This window comes from Mycobacterium sp. 852002-51163_SCH5372311, assembly GCF_001667115.1.
Taxonomy (GTDB): domain Bacteria; phylum Actinomycetota; class Actinomycetes; order Mycobacteriales; family Mycobacteriaceae; genus Mycobacterium.
Map to the genome: position 1 here is coordinate 20357 of NZ_LZIJ01000078.1, position 22490 is coordinate 42846.

The 22490-nt window shown below is 64.2% G+C and carries 21 protein-coding genes; 10 read left to right on the forward strand and 11 right to left on the reverse strand.

Annotation, left to right across the window (positions count from 1 at the left end):
- Positions 1–2: 2 nt before the first annotated feature.
- Complete coding sequence (locus tag A5791_RS09255) at positions 3–1016, reverse strand: LLM class F420-dependent oxidoreductase (protein ID WP_067234744.1); 1014 nt, start codon at positions 1014–1016, stop codon at positions 3–5.
- Between the two features lie 178 nt (positions 1017–1194).
- On the opposite strand from A5791_RS09255, the gene A5791_RS09260 reads away from it, so the two are divergent.
- Positions 1195–2703, forward strand: coding sequence for an acyl-CoA carboxylase subunit beta (locus A5791_RS09260; protein ID WP_067234308.1), 1509 nt, complete (start codon positions 1195–1197; stop codon positions 2701–2703).
- A 97-nt stretch (positions 2704–2800) separates the two neighbouring features.
- On the opposite strand, the gene A5791_RS09265 is transcribed toward A5791_RS09260, so the two are convergent.
- The 4 genes from A5791_RS09265 to A5791_RS09280 all read right to left on the reverse strand — a co-directional run bounded on the left by A5791_RS09265 (position 2801) and on the right by A5791_RS09280 (position 6247).
- The gene (locus A5791_RS09265) at positions 2801–3637 is read right to left on the reverse strand and encodes an SDR family oxidoreductase (RefSeq protein WP_067234313.1); all 837 of its coding nucleotides are present in this window, start codon (positions 3635–3637) and stop codon (positions 2801–2803) included.
- Between the two features lie 193 nt (positions 3638–3830).
- Complete coding sequence (locus A5791_RS09270) at positions 3831–4694, reverse strand: SDR family NAD(P)-dependent oxidoreductase (protein WP_067234316.1); 864 nt, start codon at positions 4692–4694, stop codon at positions 3831–3833.
- Positions 4695–4709: 15 nt separating this feature from the next.
- Entirely contained in the window at positions 4710–5462 is a 753-nt protein-coding gene (locus A5791_RS09275; protein ID WP_067234320.1) for an SDR family NAD(P)-dependent oxidoreductase, read from the reverse strand.
- 101 nt (positions 5463–5563) lie between these two features.
- Complete coding sequence (locus A5791_RS09280) at positions 5564–6247, reverse strand: TetR/AcrR family transcriptional regulator (protein ID WP_067234324.1); 684 nt, start codon at positions 6245–6247, stop codon at positions 5564–5566.
- A 126-nt stretch (positions 6248–6373) separates the two neighbouring features.
- On the opposite strand from A5791_RS09280, the gene A5791_RS09285 reads away from it, so the two are divergent.
- Positions 6374–6937, forward strand: coding sequence for a nuclear transport factor 2 family protein (locus A5791_RS09285; protein ID WP_067234747.1), 564 nt, complete (start codon positions 6374–6376; stop codon positions 6935–6937).
- 27 nt (positions 6938–6964) lie between these two features.
- Here the strand turns inward: A5791_RS09285 and A5791_RS09290 are convergent, their stop codons facing one another.
- On the reverse strand, positions 6965–7735 hold the full coding sequence (locus tag A5791_RS09290) for an SDR family NAD(P)-dependent oxidoreductase (protein ID WP_067234328.1): 771 nt from the start codon (positions 7733–7735) through the stop codon (positions 6965–6967).
- An 83-nt stretch (positions 7736–7818) separates the two neighbouring features.
- On the opposite strand from A5791_RS09290, the gene A5791_RS09295 reads away from it, so the two are divergent.
- A complete protein-coding gene (locus A5791_RS09295) occupies positions 7819–9009 on the forward strand; it encodes a cytochrome P450 (protein ID WP_067234332.1) in 1191 nt (396 codons plus the stop codon).
- Between the two features lie 111 nt (positions 9010–9120).
- On the opposite strand, the gene A5791_RS09300 is transcribed toward A5791_RS09295, so the two are convergent.
- Genes A5791_RS09300 through A5791_RS09315 form a run of 4 tightly spaced genes read right to left on the reverse strand, consistent with a single transcriptional unit; the run spans position 9121 to position 13313 of the window.
- Positions 9121–10164 (reverse strand): TIGR03857 family LLM class F420-dependent oxidoreductase, encoded by a 1044-nt coding sequence (locus A5791_RS09300; protein ID WP_067234335.1) that lies wholly within the window; start codon positions 10162–10164, stop codon positions 9121–9123.
- Positions 10161–10541, reverse strand: coding sequence for a nuclear transport factor 2 family protein (locus tag A5791_RS09305; protein WP_067234340.1), 381 nt, complete (start codon positions 10539–10541; stop codon positions 10161–10163). The genes A5791_RS09300 and A5791_RS09305 overlap by 4 nt, the downstream gene beginning before the upstream one ends.
- Positions 10541–11683: a PHB depolymerase family esterase gene (locus tag A5791_RS09310; protein WP_067234343.1), complete on the reverse strand. Its 1143-nt coding sequence runs from the start codon at positions 11681–11683 to the stop codon at positions 10541–10543. The genes A5791_RS09305 and A5791_RS09310 overlap by 1 nt, the downstream gene beginning before the upstream one ends.
- Before the next feature lie 10 nt (positions 11684–11693).
- Positions 11694–13313, reverse strand: a complete 1620-nt coding sequence (locus A5791_RS09315) for an NAD(P)/FAD-dependent oxidoreductase (RefSeq protein ID WP_067234347.1) — start codon at positions 13311–13313, stop codon at positions 11694–11696.
- Positions 13314–13476: 163 nt separating this feature from the next.
- On the opposite strand from A5791_RS09315, the gene A5791_RS09320 reads away from it, so the two are divergent.
- The 7 genes from A5791_RS09320 to A5791_RS09350 all read left to right on the forward strand — a co-directional run bounded on the left by A5791_RS09320 (position 13477) and on the right by A5791_RS09350 (position 21195).
- The gene (locus A5791_RS09320; RefSeq protein WP_067234351.1) at positions 13477–14484 is read left to right on the forward strand and encodes an aromatic ring-hydroxylating dioxygenase subunit alpha; all 1008 of its coding nucleotides are present in this window, start codon (positions 13477–13479) and stop codon (positions 14482–14484) included.
- Positions 14481–15098, forward strand: a complete 618-nt coding sequence (locus A5791_RS09325) for a cysteine hydrolase (protein ID WP_067234355.1) — start codon at positions 14481–14483, stop codon at positions 15096–15098. Before A5791_RS09320 ends, A5791_RS09325 begins: the two co-directional genes overlap by 4 nt.
- Positions 15095–15715, forward strand: a complete 621-nt coding sequence (locus tag A5791_RS09330; protein ID WP_067234359.1) for a PaaI family thioesterase — start codon at positions 15095–15097, stop codon at positions 15713–15715. Before A5791_RS09325 ends, A5791_RS09330 begins: the two co-directional genes overlap by 4 nt.
- Positions 15716–15838: 123 nt before the next feature.
- Positions 15839–17485, forward strand: a complete 1647-nt coding sequence (locus A5791_RS09335) for an acyl-CoA synthetase (protein ID WP_067234363.1) — start codon at positions 15839–15841, stop codon at positions 17483–17485.
- Positions 17486–17601: 116 nt separating this feature from the next.
- Positions 17602–18810, forward strand: coding sequence for a cytochrome P450 (locus A5791_RS09340; protein WP_067234366.1), 1209 nt, complete (start codon positions 17602–17604; stop codon positions 18808–18810).
- A 28-nt stretch (positions 18811–18838) separates the two neighbouring features.
- Positions 18839–20053, forward strand: coding sequence for a CaiB/BaiF CoA-transferase family protein (locus A5791_RS09345; protein WP_067234752.1), 1215 nt, complete (start codon positions 18839–18841; stop codon positions 20051–20053).
- On the forward strand, positions 20050–21195 hold the full coding sequence (locus A5791_RS09350; RefSeq protein WP_067234369.1) for a thiolase family protein: 1146 nt from the start codon (positions 20050–20052) through the stop codon (positions 21193–21195). The genes A5791_RS09345 and A5791_RS09350 overlap by 4 nt, the downstream gene beginning before the upstream one ends.
- Before the next feature lie 97 nt (positions 21196–21292).
- On the opposite strand, the gene A5791_RS09355 is transcribed toward A5791_RS09350, so the two are convergent.
- Complete coding sequence (locus A5791_RS09355) at positions 21293–22477, reverse strand: acyl-CoA dehydrogenase family protein (RefSeq protein ID WP_067234373.1); 1185 nt, start codon at positions 22475–22477, stop codon at positions 21293–21295.
- Between the last annotated feature and the right edge of the window lie 13 nt (positions 22478–22490).

The window sequence follows — 22490 nt, forward strand, 5'->3', positions numbered from 1 at the left end:
GCTCACTGGCGAAACTCCTTCACTACAGCGGTAATACAGTTCTGCGAAGCGCCGTAGAAGATCGGCTGCACCCGGTCGGCCGCACCCGCGCAGCGGCTTCGCAGTGCGGGGGCAATCGAGTCAGCCGGCCCAACCACGGCGAACGCGGCCAGCACGTCATCGTCGATGAGCGCGCCCATGTTGTCCCACTCACCTTGCAGCGAGAGGCGGTGCAACTCGTCTTGCAGGTCACCCCAGCCGTGCAACTCGAGCACCCGCCGGTACGCCGGTGTCGATCCGTAGAAGGCGATCTGCTTGCGGGTGGCCGCGATGGCGGAAGCCAGCTCGGCGTCGTCTTCCCCGGTCGCCACCATCACCTCGGCCGACACCTCGAAGTCGTTGCGAGCGCGGCCGGATCGCACCAGGCCGCGTTCCAGCGCGGGCAGGGTTACCTCATCGAGGTACCGCTTCGAGATCATCGGGTGGCCGAGGTGTCCGTCGGCGACCTCGCCGCACATCTCGGTCATCGCCGCACCGACGGCGGCGATGAAGATCTTCGGGACGGGGTGGGGCTGAGGCTCGGGGGTGAACATCGGCGTCATGATCTTGTGGGTATAGAACTCGCCCTCGAACCTCAGCTTGGTGCCGTCCCTCCACGCGGCCCAGATCGCCTGCAGCGCAGCGACGAATTCGCGCATCCGCCGCGCCGGATGGCTCCACGGCATGCTGAATCGCTTCTCGATGTGCGGCTGGATCTGGGTTCCCAGACCGAGGATGAACCGGCCCTGGGAGTACGTCTGCAGATCCCAGCCGATGTTGGCGACGATCATCGGGTTGCGCGCAAACGCCACCGCGATGTTGGTGCCCAGTTCCAGTCGCGAAGTGTGCTCGGCGGCCAGCAGCAACGGCAGGAACGGGTCGTGACTTGTCTCGGCGGTCCAGCCCCCGTCGTAGCCGTGTTCTTCGAGGGCTTTGGCCGCTTCGGTCACCCGGGCCAGTGTGTTGGGGATGTTCCCGTCGATCTTGAGGCCTGACATGGTGCTCACCTGGGGGAGCGCCTGCGCAGCACTACCCACCCACACACCATGGGGTAAAAGTTACAGTAAGCGATTCGGTAGGGTCAACGTCCGCGCCGGTGGCCGGGAGCTCTGTCGCAGGCGCTACAGTAAGCAATTCAGTATGCGTCGGCGCGGGCGCCGAGTGAGGACGGAAGCAATGGCCAAATCCCCGGATTGGGAGGAGACGCTCGCCGACCTCGCCCGCCGCCGTCAGCACGCGCGCGGCATGGGCGGTCCCGAACGGCTCGACAAGCATCGCAGCAAGGGCAAGCTCGACGCTCGCTCGCGCATCGAACGACTCCTCGATCCCGGGACATTCCGCGAACTGGGCACGCTTGTCGGCGGCGAGATCGCGGCCGACGCGATCGTCACCGGATCCGGCCGTGTCAACGGGGTTCCGGTGATGGTGGGCGCCGAGGACTTCACCACGCTGGCCGGCAGCATCGGGCCGGGGGGCAACTCCAAGCGCTACCGCCTCGCCGAGCTCGCGGTCCGCGACCGGGTCCCGCTCGTCATGCTCCTCGACGGCGCCGGATTTCGCCCCACCGGCGGGCATTACGGGCGGACTCCCACCGATCTGCTCGCGCAGACACAGTGCTCGGGCCGGGTTCCGACCGTCGCCGCGGTGCTCGGACCGTCGGCGGGACACGGCGCCCTGGTGGCCCCAGTGTGCGACTTCCGGATCATGAGCAGCCACGGCGCCATCTTCACCGCCGGGCCCCCCGTCGTGAAAGAGTCCACCGGTGAGGAGATCTCGAAAGAGGATCTCGGTGGCCCGGACGTCTCACTGCCCAGCGGGGTGATCCACAACTTCGCCGAGGACGACGAAGCCGTGCTCGACGACATTCGGCGCTATTTGTCGTATTTCCCGCCCAGTGCCTGGTCGTACCCTCCGGCGCGGTCCGCGTCGGGGTCGGCGGACGCAACCAGCGGCCCGCGGCCGACGCCGGAATTGCTGGAGATCGTCTCGCGCGACAACCGGCGGGTCTACGACATGCGCCAGGTGCTCGATGTGGTGTTCGACGATCCGGACTGGTTCGAGGTGCAGCCGCGGTTCGGCCGGGCGATCATCTGCGCGCTGGCACATCTCGGCGGGCATCCGGTCGCGGTGGTGGCCAACCAGCCGCAGGTGCTGGCGGGGTCCATCGACGCCGAGGCCGCCGACAAGGCAGCGCATTTCATCATGGTCGCCGACTCGTTTCACCTTCCGATCGTCTTCTTCGCCGACAACCCGGGCATGCTGCCCGGCAGCCGCTCCGAACGCGAAGGCGTATTGCGCGCCGGCGCACGGATGTTCGCCGCGCAGACGGCGGCCACGACCATCAAGCTGCACCTGACTCTGCGCAAGGCATACGGGTTCGGCTCCATGGTCATGTCGCTGCTCGGATTCGACCACCAGTCAGCAACATTCGCGTTCCCGGGCGCCACCATGGGAGCCATGAGCGCCGCGGCGCTCACCCGCGCGTCGCACGCGGGTGAAGACCTTTCCGTCAAGCTGCGCAACGCCGAGCTGCAGGCGTCGTACCGGTCGGCCGAGCATCTGGGTTTCGACGAGCTCATCGACCCTCGCGAAAGCCGGGACGCCCTGCTGAATTCCCTGGAACGCGGCCTGTCCAGCCGGCAAGCCGTCGCCGAGCCGGTGACTCGCACCGTCATCATTCCGTGACGTTTCTCCGCCGTCGGTCCGCGAGCGTGCGTGTTTGTACACGACACGCCGCAGAATGCCGTACAACTGCGCACGCTCGCGCTTACGGCGGCGCCGTTCAGTACACGTAGTCCTCGCCGCTCGCGCGCACCGTGACGTCGCTGAGGTTGATCCCCCAGGGCTGGTCGATCACGTGCACCACCGCGTTCGCCAGGTCGTCCGGGGTGATCAGCCAGTATTGCATCGAGTCGACGTCCATCTGCTCGGGCCGAAGCGCCCCGTTTTGCAGGTTGCCGACATTCTCGAAGAACTTGGCGGCCTTCTGTCCGACAATTCCGATGGCCGCCATTTCGTTGACGACGCCGCTGGCGAGGTTGGTCCCGAGCACCCCGGTCGGCTTGATCGTGGTGACCTTGATCTTGCCCTGGGCCTCGATCCGCAACGAATCGGAGAGCACATCGACCGCCGCCTTGGTCGCACTGTAAACGCCCGAGCCTTCGGTCCCCGCATTGCCGTAGATGGACGAAATGTTGACGACCTGGCCCCGGCCCTGCTGGATCATCGTGTCGTAGACGGCCGAGATGCCGTTCACGACGCCTTTGATGTTGATATCGATCGCCTTGTGCCATTTCTCCCAGGCGCGTTCGTGGTCGGCGAAAAACGCCAGCGGCATGACACCCGCGTTGTTGACCATCACGTCGATTGCGCCGTAAGTGTCGACCGCGTGTTGGGCCGCCGCCTTGAGCTGGGCCATGTCCGTGACATCGGCGGCGTGGGCGGTGCCCTCCAAACCAGCGGCGCGGATGCCCTCGAAGACCTCGTTGAGGCTCTCGGTGTTGACGTCCACGCCGACCACCTTCGCCCCACCGGCGGCGCACTTTTCCGAGATCAGCTTGCCGAAGCCGCTGCCTGCGCCGGTCACGATGATGACCTTGTCCTTCAAGTGCTGCGACATAACCGCTCCTACCTTCGCCGTCACACCACGTAATGTCGAGACCCCTTGCGCCATAGTCGAAATCGCGCTAATGGTCACATCCCTGGTCCGCCAGTCGGCCCGCCGGTTTGAATGGCGAGCAGACGCAAAAGTACCCCATTTCGTCCCGAAATGGGGTACTTTTGCGTCTGCTCGCCCAGCTCGGCCGCAGCTGTCATCGCATGACGTAAGCGAACTGGGAACGGGGATACACGCCATGAAGGTCCCGATATGACGGCGGTTGCCGTAGCCCTTCATCTTTGATCCCGTACTTGACGGCCAGCTCGGCAGCGATGAGCGTCTGACCGCTCAAGTCCTCGAGGTTCGGATCGTCGTAGAGGCGAGAGATGACATGGCCGGTGAACTCCGGAGTCTCGGCACTGTCGAAAATATGGCCCAGTTTCTCCGGATTGCGTGCCACGATGTCGCGCACGCGCTGAGTTAACAATGACCCCATCCATATCGAAACCGCAGCGATGCCAGTGCCTTTGAAGTCAATTGCCATGTCCGCGGCCATCTTGTCGGTGCCTGCCTTCGGAACACCGTATGCCGGTCCAAACGCATAGTGCACCGCTCCCGACGATGACGTGAAGACGACCAACCCTCTGCGCTGCGGCAACATCAACGGCACGGCAAAGACCGTTGCAACGTAGCTACTGCGCAGGCCCACAGTAAGGGTGTCGATCACGTTTAGGGGTTCCTCCCAAAACTTCGTCCGGCCCATCATCTCGTTGCGGATGATCGCCGCGTTGTTGACCAGCACGTCAATCTTTCCGTGGTCGCTGCCGACGCGCTCAAAGAGATCCTTCACCTGGTCGTCGTCGGCATGATCGACCCTTACCGCAATGCCCCTGCCACCCGATGCATCAACCTCATTGGCCGTCTCATAGATGGTGCCGGGGAGTTGGGATTCACCCGGCTTCTCGGTGCGACCGGTGACATAGACCGTGTACCCGTGGGCGCCGAGCGCGTGTGCGATGCCTGCGCCGGCTCCTCGACTGGCACCGGTGACCACGGCGATCCTGTTCGTATTCGGCATAATTGGCCTACTCCTCTACAGAACTGCTCCGCCGTTGACTCCGATCACCTGTCCGGTGATATAGCTCGATGACTCCGAGCACAAAAAAGCGCACAATGCGGCGACGTCTTCACCTGTGCCGATTCGTCCTGCCGGAATGGCCTTCGCCAGCACTTCCGCCGACGGCAGCTTCTTCGCAGATTGCTGTTCTCGCAGCATCGGAGAGTCGATGACGAACGGCGGAATGGTGTTGATGGTGATTCCCCGCGATGCGTACTCTTGTGCCACCGTCTTCGTGAGCGCGATAACCCCGCCTTTAGAGGCAGAGTAGTGGCCCTGACCGACGGCTCCTTTCTGGCCGGCCGCTGACGAGATAGTCACGATCCGGCCCCATTTAGCCGACGTCATGTCCGGCAACGCTGCCTGTAGGCACAGGAATGTACCCGTCAAGTTCACCGCGAGGTAGCGATTCCACTCCTCGAGCGTGATCTGATGGAACGGGGTGAAGCCCGCGATCGCAGCGCTCGTCACCAGAATCTCACTCGGGCCCAACGTATCTCGTACTGCTTTGAAGGCCCGGGCAATGGCGTCCGGATCGGAAATGTCGGCCTGTACACCCAGCGCGTCGCCCCCATCGACGCGTAGTTGGGCGGCTACCTTGTCGGCGGCTTCCCCATTGAGGTCCAACACGGCAACTCGACGCCCATCTCGAGCAAGATGGGCCGCAATTGCTTGCCCCACGCCGGATCCACCGCCGGTGACCACCGCTACGCGACTTGTCGTACTCACGGATGATCCTTCCTGCTATACGGTCGTACTGCATCGTGCCTATACGACTGTACAGCAAAGCCAAGGGCAACGGCTCAATGGTTTCCCGCGAATCAGATCGCTTAGTGACGGCGCGGACGCCGAGCTTCGGCCCGACCGGACGAAGTCATCGCCGCTGACCGGCGCGGATTCGGCCGCCGCCGCCGGTTGCGATCCGTAGAGCGCGTCTCAATGGAGTCCAGATGCTTTTCGATGGCTTCGATCACTTCGCGGTGCGCGGCATCGACGCCGACGCCCTCCTCGAGATTGAGGAATTTCGGTATCCCCGTCACGAGAAGCGCGACTGCGCTCAGTGACAAACCGTCGAGGCGTGCGCCCTTGCCGAATTTTCTCGCGAGAGCGTCAACTTCGATCGCGCGTACCTGATCGGTGACATCGGCGATGGCGGACTGAATCGACTTCCGGTGGTTCCCCAAAGCCAGGAATTCGGTCATGAGGGCGCCGGTCGCCTCGTCCCAGCTGAAGTCCCACAACGCATGCAATGGATCGTCGGAGCGAGCTTCGAGTGCCTTTGCCAACACCGCGAGGTTCCGTTGCGAGTACCGCTGGATGGAGGCAAGGAAGATGTCGTCAAGCGACGGGAAGTAATACTGCACCAAACTCGGTGTAACCCCGGCTTTAGCCGCCAACGCCCGATAGCTCACGCTGGGGTAGCCGTCCTCCAGCATCATCTTCTCGACGCAATCGAGAAGCACATCGCGTGTATGGGATGTTTCCGCGCCAACGCGTCTGGGTGCTGATGCCATGGTCCCCTCACTGGTCGGGTTGAAACCATTCTCACACTCGCCATATGCTGTACACACGTATAGTGTCACGACTTGTGCGTCGTTGCCTTGCTTCCCCGACGTGGCGCACCGATGATCAGGAGCCTCATGACCGCCGACACCGACCTCACTCTGCTGCGCCGCGACGTCCAATACCTACTCGATCGGACGGCAATCCTCGACTGCATTGCGCGCCACGCGCGGGGGTGCGATCGCCATGACGTGGACCTCATCAGTTCGGCCTACCACAATGACGGCGTGGACGAGCATGGCTTTGCCGTCAACTCGGGACCAGATTATGGGAAGTGGGCCAACAAGACTCACGCCCAGACTTCCCTCGTGCATACCCACAACATCACCACACACTCCTGCGAAATCGAGGGCGACACCGCCCATGCCGAGAGCTATGCCATCGTCGTGCTCATCGGGTCCGACGGGAGCACCGCGCAGTTCATTACCGGACGCTACTTGGATCGGCTGGAACGGCGAGACGGTCAGTGGCGCATCGTGGTTCGGCGCTCGACCGTCGAGGGCATGTTCCTGGCCGATGCCCGTGTGTTGCAGTCCAGCTTTTTCAAGGAGCAGGGTTACGTCGTCGGTACCCGTGACCGGCGCGACTTGTCCTACGTACGACCCTTGACAATTGATGCGCCGGCACCGAACCGCTGGTAGGTGGCGACACGTTGTGACGGCCGGTCTTCAGACGCCCGCCGGGCCGGGAGCGCCGTGCATATACAGCGTCTGTCCCGAACAAAAGCTCGAAGCATCGGATGCGAAAAATAGTACTCCGTAGCCGATTTCGTCGGGCTCACCGAGGCGCCCCACGCCGTTGGTCATAGCGACCGCCTCGGGGTCGACGCCATGGCGGGCAGCATCGTCCATCAGAGTGGCGGCTCGCACAGCTCCTACAGCGATCGCATTGACGCGGATGCCCCGGCGTCCCCACGCGGCCGCCATCGACCCGGTCAGATTGTTGACGGCGGCCTTAGCCGCACCATAGGGCGCGGCCTGCGGCATCGCCAGCAGACTTGCTCCGGACGAGATGTTGACGATCGCGCCCTTGCCCTGCTCAAGCATCGGCTTCACCGCTGCACGCGATAGATGCCAGACGGCACCGAAATTCAGGGCCAGCGTGCGTTCGAAGTCATCGTCGGACCACTTCGATATCGACTTTGTTTCCGCACCGCCTGCGCAGTTCACCAGAATGTCAACCCGGCCAAACTCCTGCAGCGTTGCGTCGATGAGCTTCCGGCACTCCTTGGCAGAGGTGACGTCTGTGGATACCGCTAGCGCCCGTCGTCCGAGCGCGTGGGCCTCCTTCGCAGTGGATTCAAGCGGGTCGGGACGTCGACCCGCGAGCACCACGTCGGCTCCGTGCTCGGCAAGCACCAATGCCGAGCCTCGACCAATTCCGGTGCCACCACCCGTGATCACAGCCACTCGCCCTTCGAGGGAGAACCGATCGTTCACTGACTACTCCTCCGTTGATGGCACGCCTGTACGATCGTACAGCATATGCTGTATGGTCGTACAGTAACGCGCGAGGAGGGACGTTGAGGCAGGATCTGTATTACGACCCTTGGGATGTGGAAATTGATCTCGACCCGTACCCGGTATACCGACGACTACGCGATGAGGCCCCGCTCTACTACAACGAACGTCATGACTTCTGGGCAGTGAGCCGATACGCGGATGTCGTGGCGGCTCTCAAGGATTCAACCAGGCTGAGTTCGGCCAAGGGTGACATCCTCGAGGTGGTGAAGACCGATCCGGTGATGCCGCCGGGAGTTTTCATCAATGAAGACCCGCCAGTACACACGATTCATCGCGCATTGGTGTCGCGGGCCTTCATGCCGAAGAAGATGCGGACATTAGCGGAGAAGGTGCGCGCCTTCTGCGCAGCTTGCCTCGATCCCCTGGCCGACGGAGAGAGCTTCGACTTCGTGCTGGACTTAGGACGCGAGCTGCCGATGCGCACCATCGGCATGCTCGCCGGAATCCCGGACGCCGACCAACCTTCGGTGCGGACCCGGGCGCACCGCGTCCTGCAAAACGAGCCAGGTAAACCTCTGCCGGTGGACAAGAACCACTACTTCGACGGTGACATGTTCGCCGACTACGTTGCATGGCGCGAGAAGAATCCGTCTGACGACCTGATCACCGAACTGCTCAACGTCGAATTCGAGGACGAGACCGGCAAGAGGCGCCACCTGACGAAACAGGAACTGTTGATCTTCCTGGCCGTAGTCGCAGGTGCAGGAGTCGAAACCACGGGCCGGCTATTCGGCTGGATGGGCAAGGTCTTGGCCGAGCACCCCGACCAGCGCAAGGAACTCGTCGACGACAACTCCCTAATCCCGGTTGCGATCGAAGAGCTTCTCCGATTCGAACCGCCCGGACCACATGTCGCTCGATACGTCGCCGCCGAAGATGTCCAGTTCCAGGATCAGACCCTTCCGGCCGGCGGCGCATTGCTCGTCATGCTGGCCTCAGCCAATCGTGACGAGCGCCATTTCCAGGTGCCCGATCGGTTTGACATTCATCGCAAACCTGGTGGGCATCTGACCTTCGGCCGCGGAGCCCACTTCTGCGTCGGCGCTCCGCTGGCCCGGCTGGAAGGCCGGGTAGCGCTCGAAGAGGTGCTCAAGCGATTCCCGGAGTGGCAGGTAGATCTCAGCAGTGCCCAGCGGTCACGCACATCCACCGTGCGCGGTTGGGACAGGATGCCGGCGAAAGTCGGCTAATAGCGACGAGGCTCACGAGCCGACTGCACCTCAAGTCCAAACAGCCCGCGAGCGTGCGTGTTTGTACACGACACGCCGTGCTGGCACGGCATTTTGCGCACGCTCGCGGCGTTAGTCGGCGCCGCGGTACGCCGCGACGATCGGCTCGAGCTCGTCCGGTGTCGCGCCATGCATGATCACCGCGTCGGCGCCATACTGAAACTCACGCCGGATGCGTTCCACGCACTGCTGCGCCGGTCCGGTCGCCGACGGCTCCAGCCACTCGTCGGGAATCAGGGTCGCGATGTGCTCGATCTGTTCCGGCGTGGCCTTGTGATCGATGCCGCCGGCGATCGACGTCACCACGGAGTCTTCCCGGAACCGTTGCAGGACAGCGGGATCCCAACCGTTGGTCTGCACCATCAGGTCGCCGTACCCCTGCAGATAAGTGGCCAGCCGCGCGACGGTCTTCTTCAGTCGCAGCTGCTCCGGAAGATGGTCGCCGACGGTAGCGAAGCACGACCACACCCGCACGCTGTCCGGGTCGCGGCCGGCTTTCTCCGCGGCGGTCTTGACGGTTTCGACGCAGCGCCGCAATGTGTCTGGCGCGAAGTAGGTATGCAGTATCACGTCGTCGAACACCCGGCCGCCAAGCGCCAGCGTGTTCGGCCCGAAAGCCACCAGTGCCAGACGAATGTCTTCGTTGAAGTCCCGGTCCAGGAACAGAACCGGGTATTTGCCCATCGGGCCGTCGTGATTGAAGATCACCTCGCCGTGCCAGAGTCGGCGCATCACCTGGGCCCAATCCTCCATCTGGGCGGTCGTCACCGCCGGTATGCCGAACGCCCCGTAGATCGCCGCGATGCCGCGACCGATGCCCAACGTGAACCGGCCACCGGAGAGCCGGTGCATCGTCGTCGCCCACGACCCGGTGATAAGCGGATGACGGGTGTTGTGATTGGTTGCGGCAGTGGCGATCTGCATCCGGCTGGTAACCGCGCACGCCGCGCCGACCAGAGAGGACGCTTCCTTGACGTTCCACCGCTCGGAGATGAACGCGGTGCCGAACCCCAGCTCCTCACCGCGACGAGCCTCGTCCATCAACCTCGCCGGACCCTCCCCGCCGGCACCGGCCAGCAGGTAGTAGCCCAACTCGTCGAGCGTGCGATCGCTCAATTCCAAACTCCTTGCTTGTAGCCGCAGTTCCAGACTTCGGTGATCTTGCCATCCACGACGCGGAACACCTCGATGCTGGCGACATTGGTCTTGGTGCCGTCGCTGGTGGTCATGGTCGAGTCGTAGACAATCGCGACGTGCTCACCGTCGTCACCGTCGATCACGATGTTCAGATCGAAGCGCAGCGAGTCGAAGAGGTTCCACACGTCCGCTACCCGCTGGACCGCCTGGGCATGAGTTAGCGTGTGCGCCTCGCCGACCTCGTGCCGGATTACGGTGTCAGCGAACAACTCCCGGGCCAGGTCCAGATTGCGTTCATTCCAGACCACCAGGTTGTACAGCTCGACCACTTCGCGCGCTGTCCACGTGGCTGTCATTACACCCCTTCCTCCTGAGCGACCCGCCGCAAGAACCGCTCCGTGACCTTCAGTACGCGCCGGGAGAACACGTGACCGACATGACCACCGTCGTACCAGTACAGCTCGCCGCCGATGCGCTCGTGCAGCGCGATCGCGGGTTCGCGCATCGCCATCCGGTCATGCCACGCCCCGACGATCAGCCGGCGATGCGGCGGCGGCGCCGGGTCCACCTGCAGGGGATCGATCACCGAAGTCAGTTTCGAGACCACTGAGGACTCGAGCAGCTCCCGGTACCCATCGCGAGATGCCCCCCAGCGACTCAGGTGCCGCGCGATCATCGCGTTGAGCCCCAGTATCGGCGTATACAGCGCAACGGCGTCGACCTCGCGCTCCAAGTGCGAGACCAGCGCGGCCACCGGGGTGCCCATCGAAATGCCGGCCACCACAACGGCAGTCGCCCGCGGCCGTATCCATCGCACGACGGCGCGGACCTCGGACACCGCCCGCATCATGCCCGCGACATTGCCCAGCGGATCCATATCCGGATAGCGCGGCCACTGGCCACGCCGACTTCCGTGGCCCGGCTGTATGGGCAGCGCGACGTTGTATCCCAGACCGTGATGGAGACGTCCGATTCGACTGAGCAGCAGGTCTTCTGGACCGCCCTGACCGGCGCCATGCACCCATACCAGCCACGGCCGCGGGCCGTCCAGGTGCCGGCACAGGTGCACCACCGCCCGCGCCGGTCCACCGAGGCGTTCGGCTTCCAGCGTCTCCGGGAGTGCCGGGTCATGGTCGAACGTCATCCGTTCGTACGCCAGCCCCGGCCCCAAACCGGGAACGCGGCGCCGTCTCACCGAGCGCACCCGCAACGGCTCCGGATCGCGGTGTGCGCCGTCGATGCCCAGTGCCGCCAACTCCTCGGCCGCCGCCGCGCACTCATGCAGCGGCCGCAACGCGACGGGCCGCCCGCCCAGCACCGAAAAGCCGGTCAGCACAAGCTCGTCCAGCATGACCTCACCGAACTGACGCACGCCGCGCGGCGATGCCGCAACCCACCCGGTTGATTCGTTGAGACCTGCCAGCGTGCGCGGCACCACCCGGGCCATCTCGCGGCCCAGATCGCGCGCGATGCGCGGACCTCTGGTTATCCACGACATTCCTTCTCCCCTATGCCAACTTGAAGCCTATGTAGCCGCCCGAGGCGATTTCGTCGCAGCGGCGCCGGTATTCGGGTATGCCGCCGGTATAGCCCATGTACATCCGTTTCTTGCCGGGCACATTGCCGCCGTTGTACCAAGAGTTGCAGCTCGGATGTACCAGCACCGTCTGCGCGACGAGCGCGGTGGCGTGGTCGATCCACTCCTGCTGAGCGGACGCCAGCGCCTCGATCGTGCGGATTCCGTTGTCCCGCAGATACGCGATGCAGTCGCCGATCCACTCCACATGCTGCTCGAGCGCGGCGACGAAATTGGTGGCGGCGCTGGGGCTGCCCGGGCCCTGGATGGTGAACAGGTTCGGGAAGCCGGCGACCGCCAGCCCGAGATAGGACAACGGACCAACGCCTGCCCAGAACTCGCCGAGGGATATGCCGTCACGCCCGCGGATGTCGATGCGGCTCAGCGCGCCGGTCATGGCGTCGAATCCGGTGGCGTAGACGATGACGTCGAGCTCGTAAAGCCCGCTCTCGGTTCGGATGCCTGCCGGTGTCACCTCGCGGATCGGAGCCTTGCGCAGGTCGACGAGCGTGACGTTGTCACGGTTGAACGTCTCGTAGTAACCCTGGTCGATGATGGGGCGCTTGCACGCGAAAGGATGGTCGGGCACCAATGCCGCAGCCGTCTCGGGGTCGTCGACGATCTGGGCCACCGCCTCGCCGTACAGCTCGGCGGCCATCCGGTTGGCCTCGATGTCGAAGAAGACGTCGCTCCAATTCAGCGCACCGAGCACCCCGTGCTCCTCTATGGCACGCAGCCGCTCTTCCCGCGACGCCGTCTTCAGCGGCGGCCGGCCGAGCATCTCGAGCAGCACGGAGAATGCGCTCAACCGCGCCGCGCCAATCGGGTGTGCACGCTGGGCAGCTCGGATCTCGCGGTAGCGGGACTTCACTTCGTCCAGCTCGCCCGGCTCGAACGACCGCACCACCCAGGGCAGGGTGTATGCCGGCGAACGCTGAAACACACAGAGCTGCAAAGCTTCCCGAGCTACCACAGGTATCAGTTGAACACCGGTCGACCCGGTTCCGATGACGCCCACCCGCTTTGCGGCGAGATCCACGCCCTGCTTCGGCCAGCGGCTGGTGAACAATGACGTTCCGGCGAAGGTGCTCATCCCGGGAATGTCGGGTTCCAGCGGCACGGACAGGATTCCCGACGCGGCAACCACGAAGGACGCGGTGACGAGGTCCCCGCTCTCGGTCCGCACCTCCCATCGGGCGGCGTCCTCGTCGAAGGCCATCGCGACGACCTTGGTCCCGAACTGGATGTCGCGGCGAAGGTCGAGGCGGTCGGCGACGAAGTTCAGATATGCCTCGACCTCAGGTTGGGCGGGCATCGTCTCGGTCCAAACCCATTCCTGCTGAATCTCTTCGGAGAAGCTGTAGGAGTACTCGATGCTCTCGATGTCGCATCGGGCACCCGGGTAACGGTTGAACAGCCAGGTGCCGCCGACGTTTTCGGCCATCTCCAGCACCCTGGCCCGGACCCCGAGTTGCCGCAGCCGATGCAGCATGTACAGGCCGGAGAATCCGGCGCCGATCACCAGCGCGTCGAAGTCGGGCTCAGGAGCCACCGCACACCCTCTCCAATGGGTTGGGCCGGCCCGTCTGCCGCCCTCCCGCTGGCGGTGGCCCCACGTGTTCCCCACTCATACAGCTCCTTGCGGTAGGGTGGACGTCCAGCTGAAATCTATACTGTAACGGATTTAGTATCAGCCTGACGATGGAGGCGGAGCTGTGAAAGTCCCGTTCACCTGGAAGGTCACCGGGTGGTTCATGGTCGGGTGGTCGCCCGAATTTCCGGTCGGCGAGGTCCGGCCGCTGCGGTACTTCGGCGAAGATCTGGTCGCCTACCGGGACGAGTCCGGTGAGCTGCACGTACTGGAAGCACACTGCAAACACCTCGGCGCGCACATCGGCCATGGCGGCAAGGTCGTCGGCGACTGCGTCCAATGCCCGTTCCACGGGTGGCGCTGGGGACCCGACGGCACCAACCGTTACATTCCCTATCAGCCGGACCGGCCCAACCGCGCGTTGACCCTGCGCGTGTTCCCGGTCCGAGAGCAATACGACTGCGTATTCGTCTGGCATCATCCCGACGGCAAGGAACCGCAGTGGCAGATGCCGGACATCTTCCGCAAATTCCCGCAGTTCGAGACCGACCCGGCGGCCTACTACCGGGCATATCCGGAATTCTCCCGGCGAGCGGAGCGCGAGCCGGTGCATCCACAGATCGTCGCGGAGAACGCTCCCGACAGCGCACATTTCGAGTACGTGCACCACGCCACTGTGACGCCCAGAGTGCTGGACTGGAAGATCGTCGACCACGAATGGCAGTTCGTCGCGGGGTGGCCCAACGCGCATAGCGACGACCCCGACGATCTCGCGTTGCGATTCCACAGCCTTTTATTCGGTCTCGGAGGAGCGATCAGCGTCTTCGAAGGCGCGCAGAATCATCGGCTGATTTTCACGTGCACACCGGTCGACGATGAGTGCTCGGACCTGTTCTATTCGATCTGGTGGCCGCGAACCCCCGGCGACACCGCCGCGGTGCCCGACGGCAAGCTACGCGAACTGATCGAACAGCAATTTCTGTCCACCGTCTTCGACGATCTGCAAATCTGGCGTTACCAGAAGTACGTGGAGCGTCCGCCGCTGTCCAGGGTCGACGCGAAAGGCTATATGGCGCTGCGTAAGTGGGCGACGCAGTTCTACGATGTGCCGCCCGCGGCCGCCACATCATGAGCGTGCGACTTGCCGAACTCGCGGCACCCGGACACACCGCCGTCGTCACCCAGGAATGCCAGGGCGCGGTCATCGGCCCGAATGCCGGGCTGGCGCTGCTGGCGAAGGAAGCCCGCCGCGTCGCCCTGCCCAACATCGTGCGGCTACTGCCGGCGGCGCGGGCGGCAGGTGTGCATATTGTGCACTGCTTGGTGCAGCGCCGGCCCGACGGGGTCGGATCGAACCACAACGCCAAAATTTTCGCGATCGGAGACGGTGTCGATATCGCACCAGGGACGCCCGGAGCTGATCTACTGCCCGAATTGGGGCCTGCACCAACCGATCTGGTCCTGAGGAGATGGCACGGCGTCGGGCCGATGGGCGGTACCGATTTGGATGCGGTGCTGCGAAACCTGGGAGTGTCCACCGTTGTCGTGGTGGGTGTCTCGCTCAACATCGCGATCCCCAATGTCGTGATGGACGCGGTCAACGCCGCGTATCGCGTGATCGTGCCGCGTGACGCCGTCGCAGGCGTACCGGCCGAGTACGGTGCTGCGGTGATCGCAAATTCGCTGTCGCTGCTGGCCACCATCACCACAACCGACGATCTGCTCCAGGCTTGGAAGGCGTTATGACCGACACAGCACCGGACACACGTGGTGGGTTTCCGCAGATCAGGCCAGTCGAGGAAGCTCCTGCCGAGCTGGGCCGGTTCGTCGCCGCCATGCGTCGCCTGCAGGATCTGACCGTCTCCACCAATCCGGACAGTTCGGTGTGGGCCACGGCGGCCCGGCAGGTCGAGAATGCCTGCGCGTTGCTGGACGGCCATCAGGTCCCGGAAACGCACGCGCCGGCCGGCCGTGTGCTCGAGCTGCCCGGGCTGGGCCACCCCCTACTGCCGCCATGGACCCTCACCCAAGCTGGTCCCGACGGCGTGACGATGCAGGGCCACTTCACCCGGTCTCACGTGGGCGGCAATCATGCGGTGCACGGCGGCATGATCCCGCTGTTTTACGACTGGCTGTTCGGCATGGTCGTCTCCAGCGCGGACTGCCCGCCGACCCGCACCGGTTTCCTGCACGTCGACTACCGCAACATCACCCCGATCGACGAGCCGCTGACCGCCAAGGGTCGCATCACCGAGGTCGACGGCAGGAAAATCTTCATCGGCGCGAGCATGACCTCGGCCGACGGCACGTTGCTCACCGAAGCCAACGGCCTGATGGTCCGCCTACTACCCCACCAACCGTAATGTGTCGAGCAGACGCAAAATCGCACTGCGCGACCCTCACGACTGCGATTCTGTGTTCCCCCGCAAGCGGGTGGGCCCACACCGTAGGTAGGGGAGTGCCCCAGCTCGGCAGAAAGGGATCCTGTGCCTGATAGCGAATTCACGGTGCCCGCCGTCGCAGCGGCCGTCGCGGCCGCGATACCGGACCGGGAGCTGGTCATCCAGGGTGAGCGACGCTTCAGCTACGCGCAGATCCTCGAACGGTCCAACCGCCTTGCCTCATATCTGCACTCGCGGGGCCTGGGCTGTCACCGGGAACGTGCTGCGCTGGCCGGCCATGAGACGGGCCAGGATCTGATCGGCCTTTACGCCTACAACGGAAACGAATTCGTCGAGGCGTTGCTCGGCAGTTTTCAAGCCCGTGTGGCGCCGTTCAACGTCAACTACCGCTACGTCAAGAACGAATTGCACTATCTGCTGGCCGATTCGGGGGCAACCGCCCTGATCTATCACGCGGCATTCGCGCCGCGGGTAGCCGAAGTCCTGCCGGATCTTCCGCAGCTTCGGGTCCTGCTACAGATCGCCGATGACTCCGGTCACGACTTGATCTACGGCGCGGTGGATTACGAGCGTGCTTTGGCCTCCAGTTCGCCGGCACCGCCACCCGTGCAGCATTCCCCCGATGACCTGTACGTCCTCTACACGGGTGGCACGACGGGCATGCCGAAGGGCGTGCTGTGGCGCCAGCACGACATTTTCATGACGTCCTTCGGCGGGCGAAACCTGATGACGGGCGAGCCGTTCGGCTCGGTCGACGAGATCGTCGCGGCACTGGGTGAGGGGCCGGGCACCAAGCTGATGATCCTGCCGCCACTGATTCACGGCGCGGCGCAGTGGAGCGTGATGATGGCGCTGACGACCGGACAGTCAGTCGTCTTTCCTTCCGTCGTAGACCATTTGGATGCCGACGACGTCGTTCGCACCATTGAGCGCGAGCGAGTGTCAGTGGTGACCGTGGTCGGCGACGCGATCGCCCGGCCATTGATCGCCGCGATCGAGAAGGGGATCGCCGACGTATCGTCGTTGGCCGTGGTGGCCAACGGCGGGGCCTTGCTGACGCCGTACGTCAAGCAGCGCTTGATCGAAACCCTGCCGAACGCTGTCGTCGTCGACGGGGTCGGGTCTTCGGAGACCGGGGCGCAGATGCATCACATGTCCATGTCGGGAGCGGTGTCCACCGGCACCTTCAACGCCGGCCCGGACACCTTCGTAGCGGCCGAGGACTTATCCACGATCTTGCCGCCGGGCCACGACGGCATCGGCTGGCTGGCGCAACGCGGCTACGTCCCGCTCGGCTACAAGGGGGATGCGGCCAAAACGGCCAAGACCTTTCCCACGATCGACGGGGTGCGGTACGCAATTCCCGGCGACCGGGCGCGCCACCTTGCCGACGGCCACATCGAATTACTCGGCCGCGATTCGGTGACGATCAATTCCGGCGGGGAGAAGATCTTCGCCGAGGAGGTCGAGACGGCGATCGCGTCGCATCCCGCGGTGGCCGACGTGGTGGTCGCGGGGCGGCCCAGCGAGCGTTGGGGACAGGAAGTCGTCGCCGTCGTCGCCCTTGTCGATGGCGCCCAGGCCGAGCCCGACGAGCTGGTGGCGCACGCGGCAAAGTCGTTGGCTCGCTACAAACTTCCCAAGGCGATCGTCTACCGGGCCGTGATCGAGCGCAGCCCCTCGGGCAAGGCCGACTACCGGTGGGCACGCGAGCAGGCGGTCGGCGGCTGAGCCGACGTGCCGCGCCCCCGCCAGCATCCCATTGATATTGTTTACTGTAAGAATTACAGTACGATCTTACGCAGCAACGCTCCCGTGCTAATTGCCGGACAAGCTTGGAGATCTGAGTGACGAGTCAAGTCGATGACGCCACCGGCGCTGCCGTGCAATCCGTCGATCTGCGTGACCCATACCCGTTCTTCGCCCAGAAACGACGCCAGGGCGGCGTGTTCGCGGGCACAGTCATGGACTACTCCAAGACGCCGGAGAACTTCCGGCCGAAGTGCGAGTTCTCGGCGATGTCGTTCGATGCAGTCAACACCGTGTTCCGCAACAACCACGTGTTCACGTCGAAGCTCTATGACAAGACGATCGGGTTGTTCATGGGGCCGACCATTCTGGCGATGGAGGGCAGGGAGCATCGCGAACACCGCAACCTCGTATCGGCGGCATTCAAGTCCAAGGCGCTGGCCCGTTGGGAACCGACGATCGTGCGCCCGACCTGCAACGCCTTGATCGACGAGTTCGTCGATACCAGCCGGGCCGATTTGGTCCGGGATTTCACTTTTGTGTTCCCCACCCGGATCATCGCGCAGCTGCTGGGGCTGCCGGCCGAAGACCTGCCGATGTTCCGCAAGCGAGCCGTCGAGGTGATCAGCTACCACGTCAACTACGAACGCGCCTTCGAGGCGTCGGCGGCGCTCAAGGATTACTTCCTCGAACAGATCGAGAAGCGCAAATCCAAGCCCACCGAAGACATCATCGGCGATCTGGTCACCGCGGAGATCGACGGCGAAAAGCTCAGCGACGAGGCCATCTATTCCTTCCTGCGGCTGCTGTTGCCCGCCGGGCTGGAAACCACCTACCGCTCCTCGGGCAACCTATTGTTTCTGCTGCTCAGGCATCCCGACCAATTCGCTGCTCTGCAGTCCGACCGTGGGCTGATCGGCCAGGCGATCGAAGAGGGGCTGCGCTTCGAGACCCCGCTGACCACCGTGCAGCGTTACACCACCGAAGACACTGAGCTGGACGGGGTTTCGATTCCGGCAAGCGCCATGATCAGTGTGTGCATAGGCTCGGCGAACCGTGACGAGCGGCGCTGGGAGCGTCCAGAGGAATTCGATATTTTCCGTAACCACATGCCGCACATCTCTTTCGCCGCCGGTGAGCACACTTGTCTGGGCCTGCACCTGGCGCGGCTGGAAACCCGGGTCGCGCTGGAATGCCTGCTGGATCGGTTGACCCGCGTCGAACTGGTCACCGATGACGATCCACATATCCACGGTCAGCCGTTCCGCTCCCCGACGGCCATTCCGGTGAAGTTCGAGGTGGCATAACCGTGGTGCGATCGCAATGATCAAGGTAATGGCGGGCTTTCGAGTTCTGGAGGTTGCACAGTTCACATTCGTCCCGGCGGCCGGAGCCATCCTGGCCGATTGGGGGGCGGACGTCATCAAGGTCGAGCATCCTCTGCGTGGTGACACCCAACGAGGCTTCCTCAACATGGGTGGCATCCGGGTCGACCCGGACCGCCATCCGCTCATGGAGCATCCCAACCGGGGCAAGCGCAGCGTCGGGATCGACATCTCCACATTGGGCGGGCAGGAAGTCCTCTATGAATTGGCCAGAACCTCCGATGTGTTCCTCACCAATTACCTGCCCGCGCAACGCCAGAAAAACAACTTCGATGTTGAACACATCCGCGGGGTCAATCCAGATATCGTCTACGCCCGCGGAACGGCTTACGGCGACAAGGGCATCGAACGCGACGTCGGCGGATATGACGGAACGGCGTTCTGGACACGCAGCGGCATAGGCTACGCGCTGACGCCTGAGGAGCTGGGTGGCGCACTGACACAAGGCATTCCCGCCTTCGGCGATTCCATCGGCGGGATGAACATCGCCGGCGGCATCTCGGCCGCGCTGCTGCATCGGGAGCGCACCGGCGAAGCCCTCGAGGTCGACGTGTCGTTGCTGAGCACCGCCTGGTGGGCGGCGGGGGCAAGCGTGACACAGGGCATGGAGAGCGGAGAGGTGATGCGGGTCGGGATGCCGGGATCGGCTGAGCCGTCAGTCAATCCATTCATGGGCAACTACCGAACCTCCGACGGCGGCACCATCAACCTGTGCATCATCAGCCCGACCGGCTGCATCCGTGACACTTTCGAGCATCTCGGCATCCCCGAGGCGGCCGACGATCCACGCTTCGCCGAGGTGCTGCCGTTGCTGCGAAACGCTGATGCGGCAGCAGAATTGATCGCCAAGGCATTCGCCGGCAAACCCTTTGACTACTGGCGGCAGCACTTGAAGACGATGAAAGGCCAATGGGCGCCATTCCAGAGCCTGCTCGACCTGGCGGACGACGAACAGGCCATCGCCAACGACATGATCGCCGAAGTCGAGCTCGCCGCGGGTGGCGAGCCGTTTCGCGTCGTGCGCGGGCCTGTCCAGTTCAACCATGAGCCGCTGACGACCACCCGGGCACCCCAGGCGTCCGAGCACACCGAAATTGTTCTGATGGAACTCGGCATGGATTGGGACCGCATCGCCGAACTGAAAGAATCGGGAGCCATAGCTTGACTGACGTTGCCATTATCGGTGTGGGTCTGCATCCGTTCGGCCGCTTCGAGGGGAAGTCCGCGATGGAAATGGCCGCCGATGCCATCCAGCTCGCACTGTCCGATGCCGGTCTGGAATGGAAGGACATCCAGTTCGCGGTGGGCGGCAGCTGGACGGTCGCGAACCCGGACGCGATCGTCGGCATGGTCGGGCTCACCGGTATCCCGTTCACCGATGTATTCAATGCCTGCGCGACGGCGGCCAGCGCGACGAAGTTGTGCGCTGACGGTATTCGGCTGGGAGATTACGACATTGGCATCGCCATCGGTATGGACAAACACCCGCGCGGGGCCTTCACAGAGGATCCCGCGCTGGTCGGCATGCCGAGCTGGTACGCCGAGAACGGGCAATACCTCACCACCAAGTTCTTCGGCATGAAAGCCAACCGCTACCTGCACGACCACAACATCTCCGTCGGCACGCTCGCCAAGGTCGCGGCGAAGAACTTTCGCAACGGGGCTTTGAACCCCAACGCGTTTCGCCGCAAGCCGATGCCCGAGGAAGCGATCCTCAACTCGCCGGTGCTGAACTACCCGCTGACCCAGTACATGTTCTGCGCTCCCGACGAAGGCGCCGCCGCGGCCATCATGTGCCGAGCCGACATCGCGCACCGCTTCACGGCCAAACCCGTCTATGTGCGCGCGGTCGAGGTCCGCACCCGCCGCTACGGCGCCTACGAAGTCAACACCACCTACGCACCGGTCGAGGAAGACGTCTCGCCGACCGTCTATGCCGCCAAGGCTGCGTTCGAAAAGGCAGGTCTGGCACCGGAAGACGTCGACGTCATCCAGCTACAAGACACCGACGCCGGCGCCGAGGTCATGCACATGGCCGAAGCGGGATTCTGCGCCGATGGTGAGCAGGAGAAGCTGTTGGCCGACGGGGCGACCGAGATCACCGGCGCGATGCCGGTCAACACCGACGGCGGGCTGATCGCCAATGGCGAGCCGATCGGGGCGTCCGGGCTGCGGCAGGTGCACGAGCTGGTGCGCCAGTTGCGCGGTGAGGCCGGTGACCGCCAGGTCCCCGGAAATCCGCGCGCCGGGTTCGCTCAGGTTTACGGCGCACCCGGCACCGCCGCCGCGACGATTCTGACGACCTGACCGCTCAGGCCCCGCCGAACGTGCACAAAATGCCGGCCGGACCGGCGTGTCCCTGTACAGACACGCACGCTCGCGGCCGTGGAGGTGATCAGCTCACCTACTTGACCGCCGCTGCATACGCGGGCTTGCCGAGACCGAGCGTGTATTGGGCGATCATGTTGCGGAACACCTCCAGCGTTCCGCCGTAGATGCCCACCAAGGGCGCGAAGCGATAGACGTATTCGGCGCTGCCGTCGTCGGCGGCCCCGTCGGTCCCGTACGGCAGCGCTGAAGCGGCCCCCAGCAAGTCCATCAGATCCGGGGATATGTCACGCATCGTCTGCGCGATCGCCACCCGGCCGAAGATGTTCGGGGCCGACAGCGCCGCCTCCATCCGCGCGACGCTGCGGCCGAGCCGATACCCGACCGACTGATCGTCGAGCAGCCGACGTCCGTCGGCATCCGGCCGTGTCACCCGCGCCGCAGCCTTGTCCACCGCTGTCGACATCGAACCGGCCTGGTGCATCATGATCGAGTTGTCCTGCAAGCCATCTGGGGAGGCAGCCACGGCGCCGTGTTCGGTGTTGAGCGGTTCCCGCAGGACCGTCCAGCCCGCGTTCACCTCGCCCAGCCGGTACTTGTCGCCGACCCGCACGTCGCTGTAGTAGACGATGTTGGTGCGGTCACCGTCCACCGTTCGGATGCCCTGGATTTCGATGCCCGGTGAGTCCAGCGGAACCAGAAACATGGTCAGGCTCTTGTGTTTTGGCGCGTCGGGCGCGGTGTTGGTGATGAGAAATACGTACTGGCAGTTATGGGCACCGGTGGTGAACATCTTGGAACCATTGATGACCCAGCCGTCACCGTCACGCACCGCGCGGGTCCTGCAGGTGGCGACGTCGGAGCCGCCTTCGGGTTCGGTGTAGCCGAGGCACAGCCGGACGTGGCCGCTGAATACTCCCGGCATCACCTCTTCCTGCAGTTCGGGCGAGCCGAACTTGGCTACCGACCTCGCCACCATGGCGGTGGTGCCCCAGGTCACCCACGGCACATGCGCTCGCCGTTTCTCCAGCTCCCAGATCCGCCGCTGTACCCGGGTGAAGCCACCGTCGGCTGCCGGCTTCCATTCGCCGGCCAAGTATCCTGCGGCGCCGAACGCCAAGTGCAAGCCCTCGTCGAAGTTGTCACCCGTCTCGCGATCACGACGCCTGACCTCTTCGGTCATATGCGCCGCCAAGAAGGTTCGCGCCTCGTCGTAGAACGCCTGGTCCTCGTCGGAGAGCTGAACGCGGGAGAAATCCATGGTGGCTCCTGTC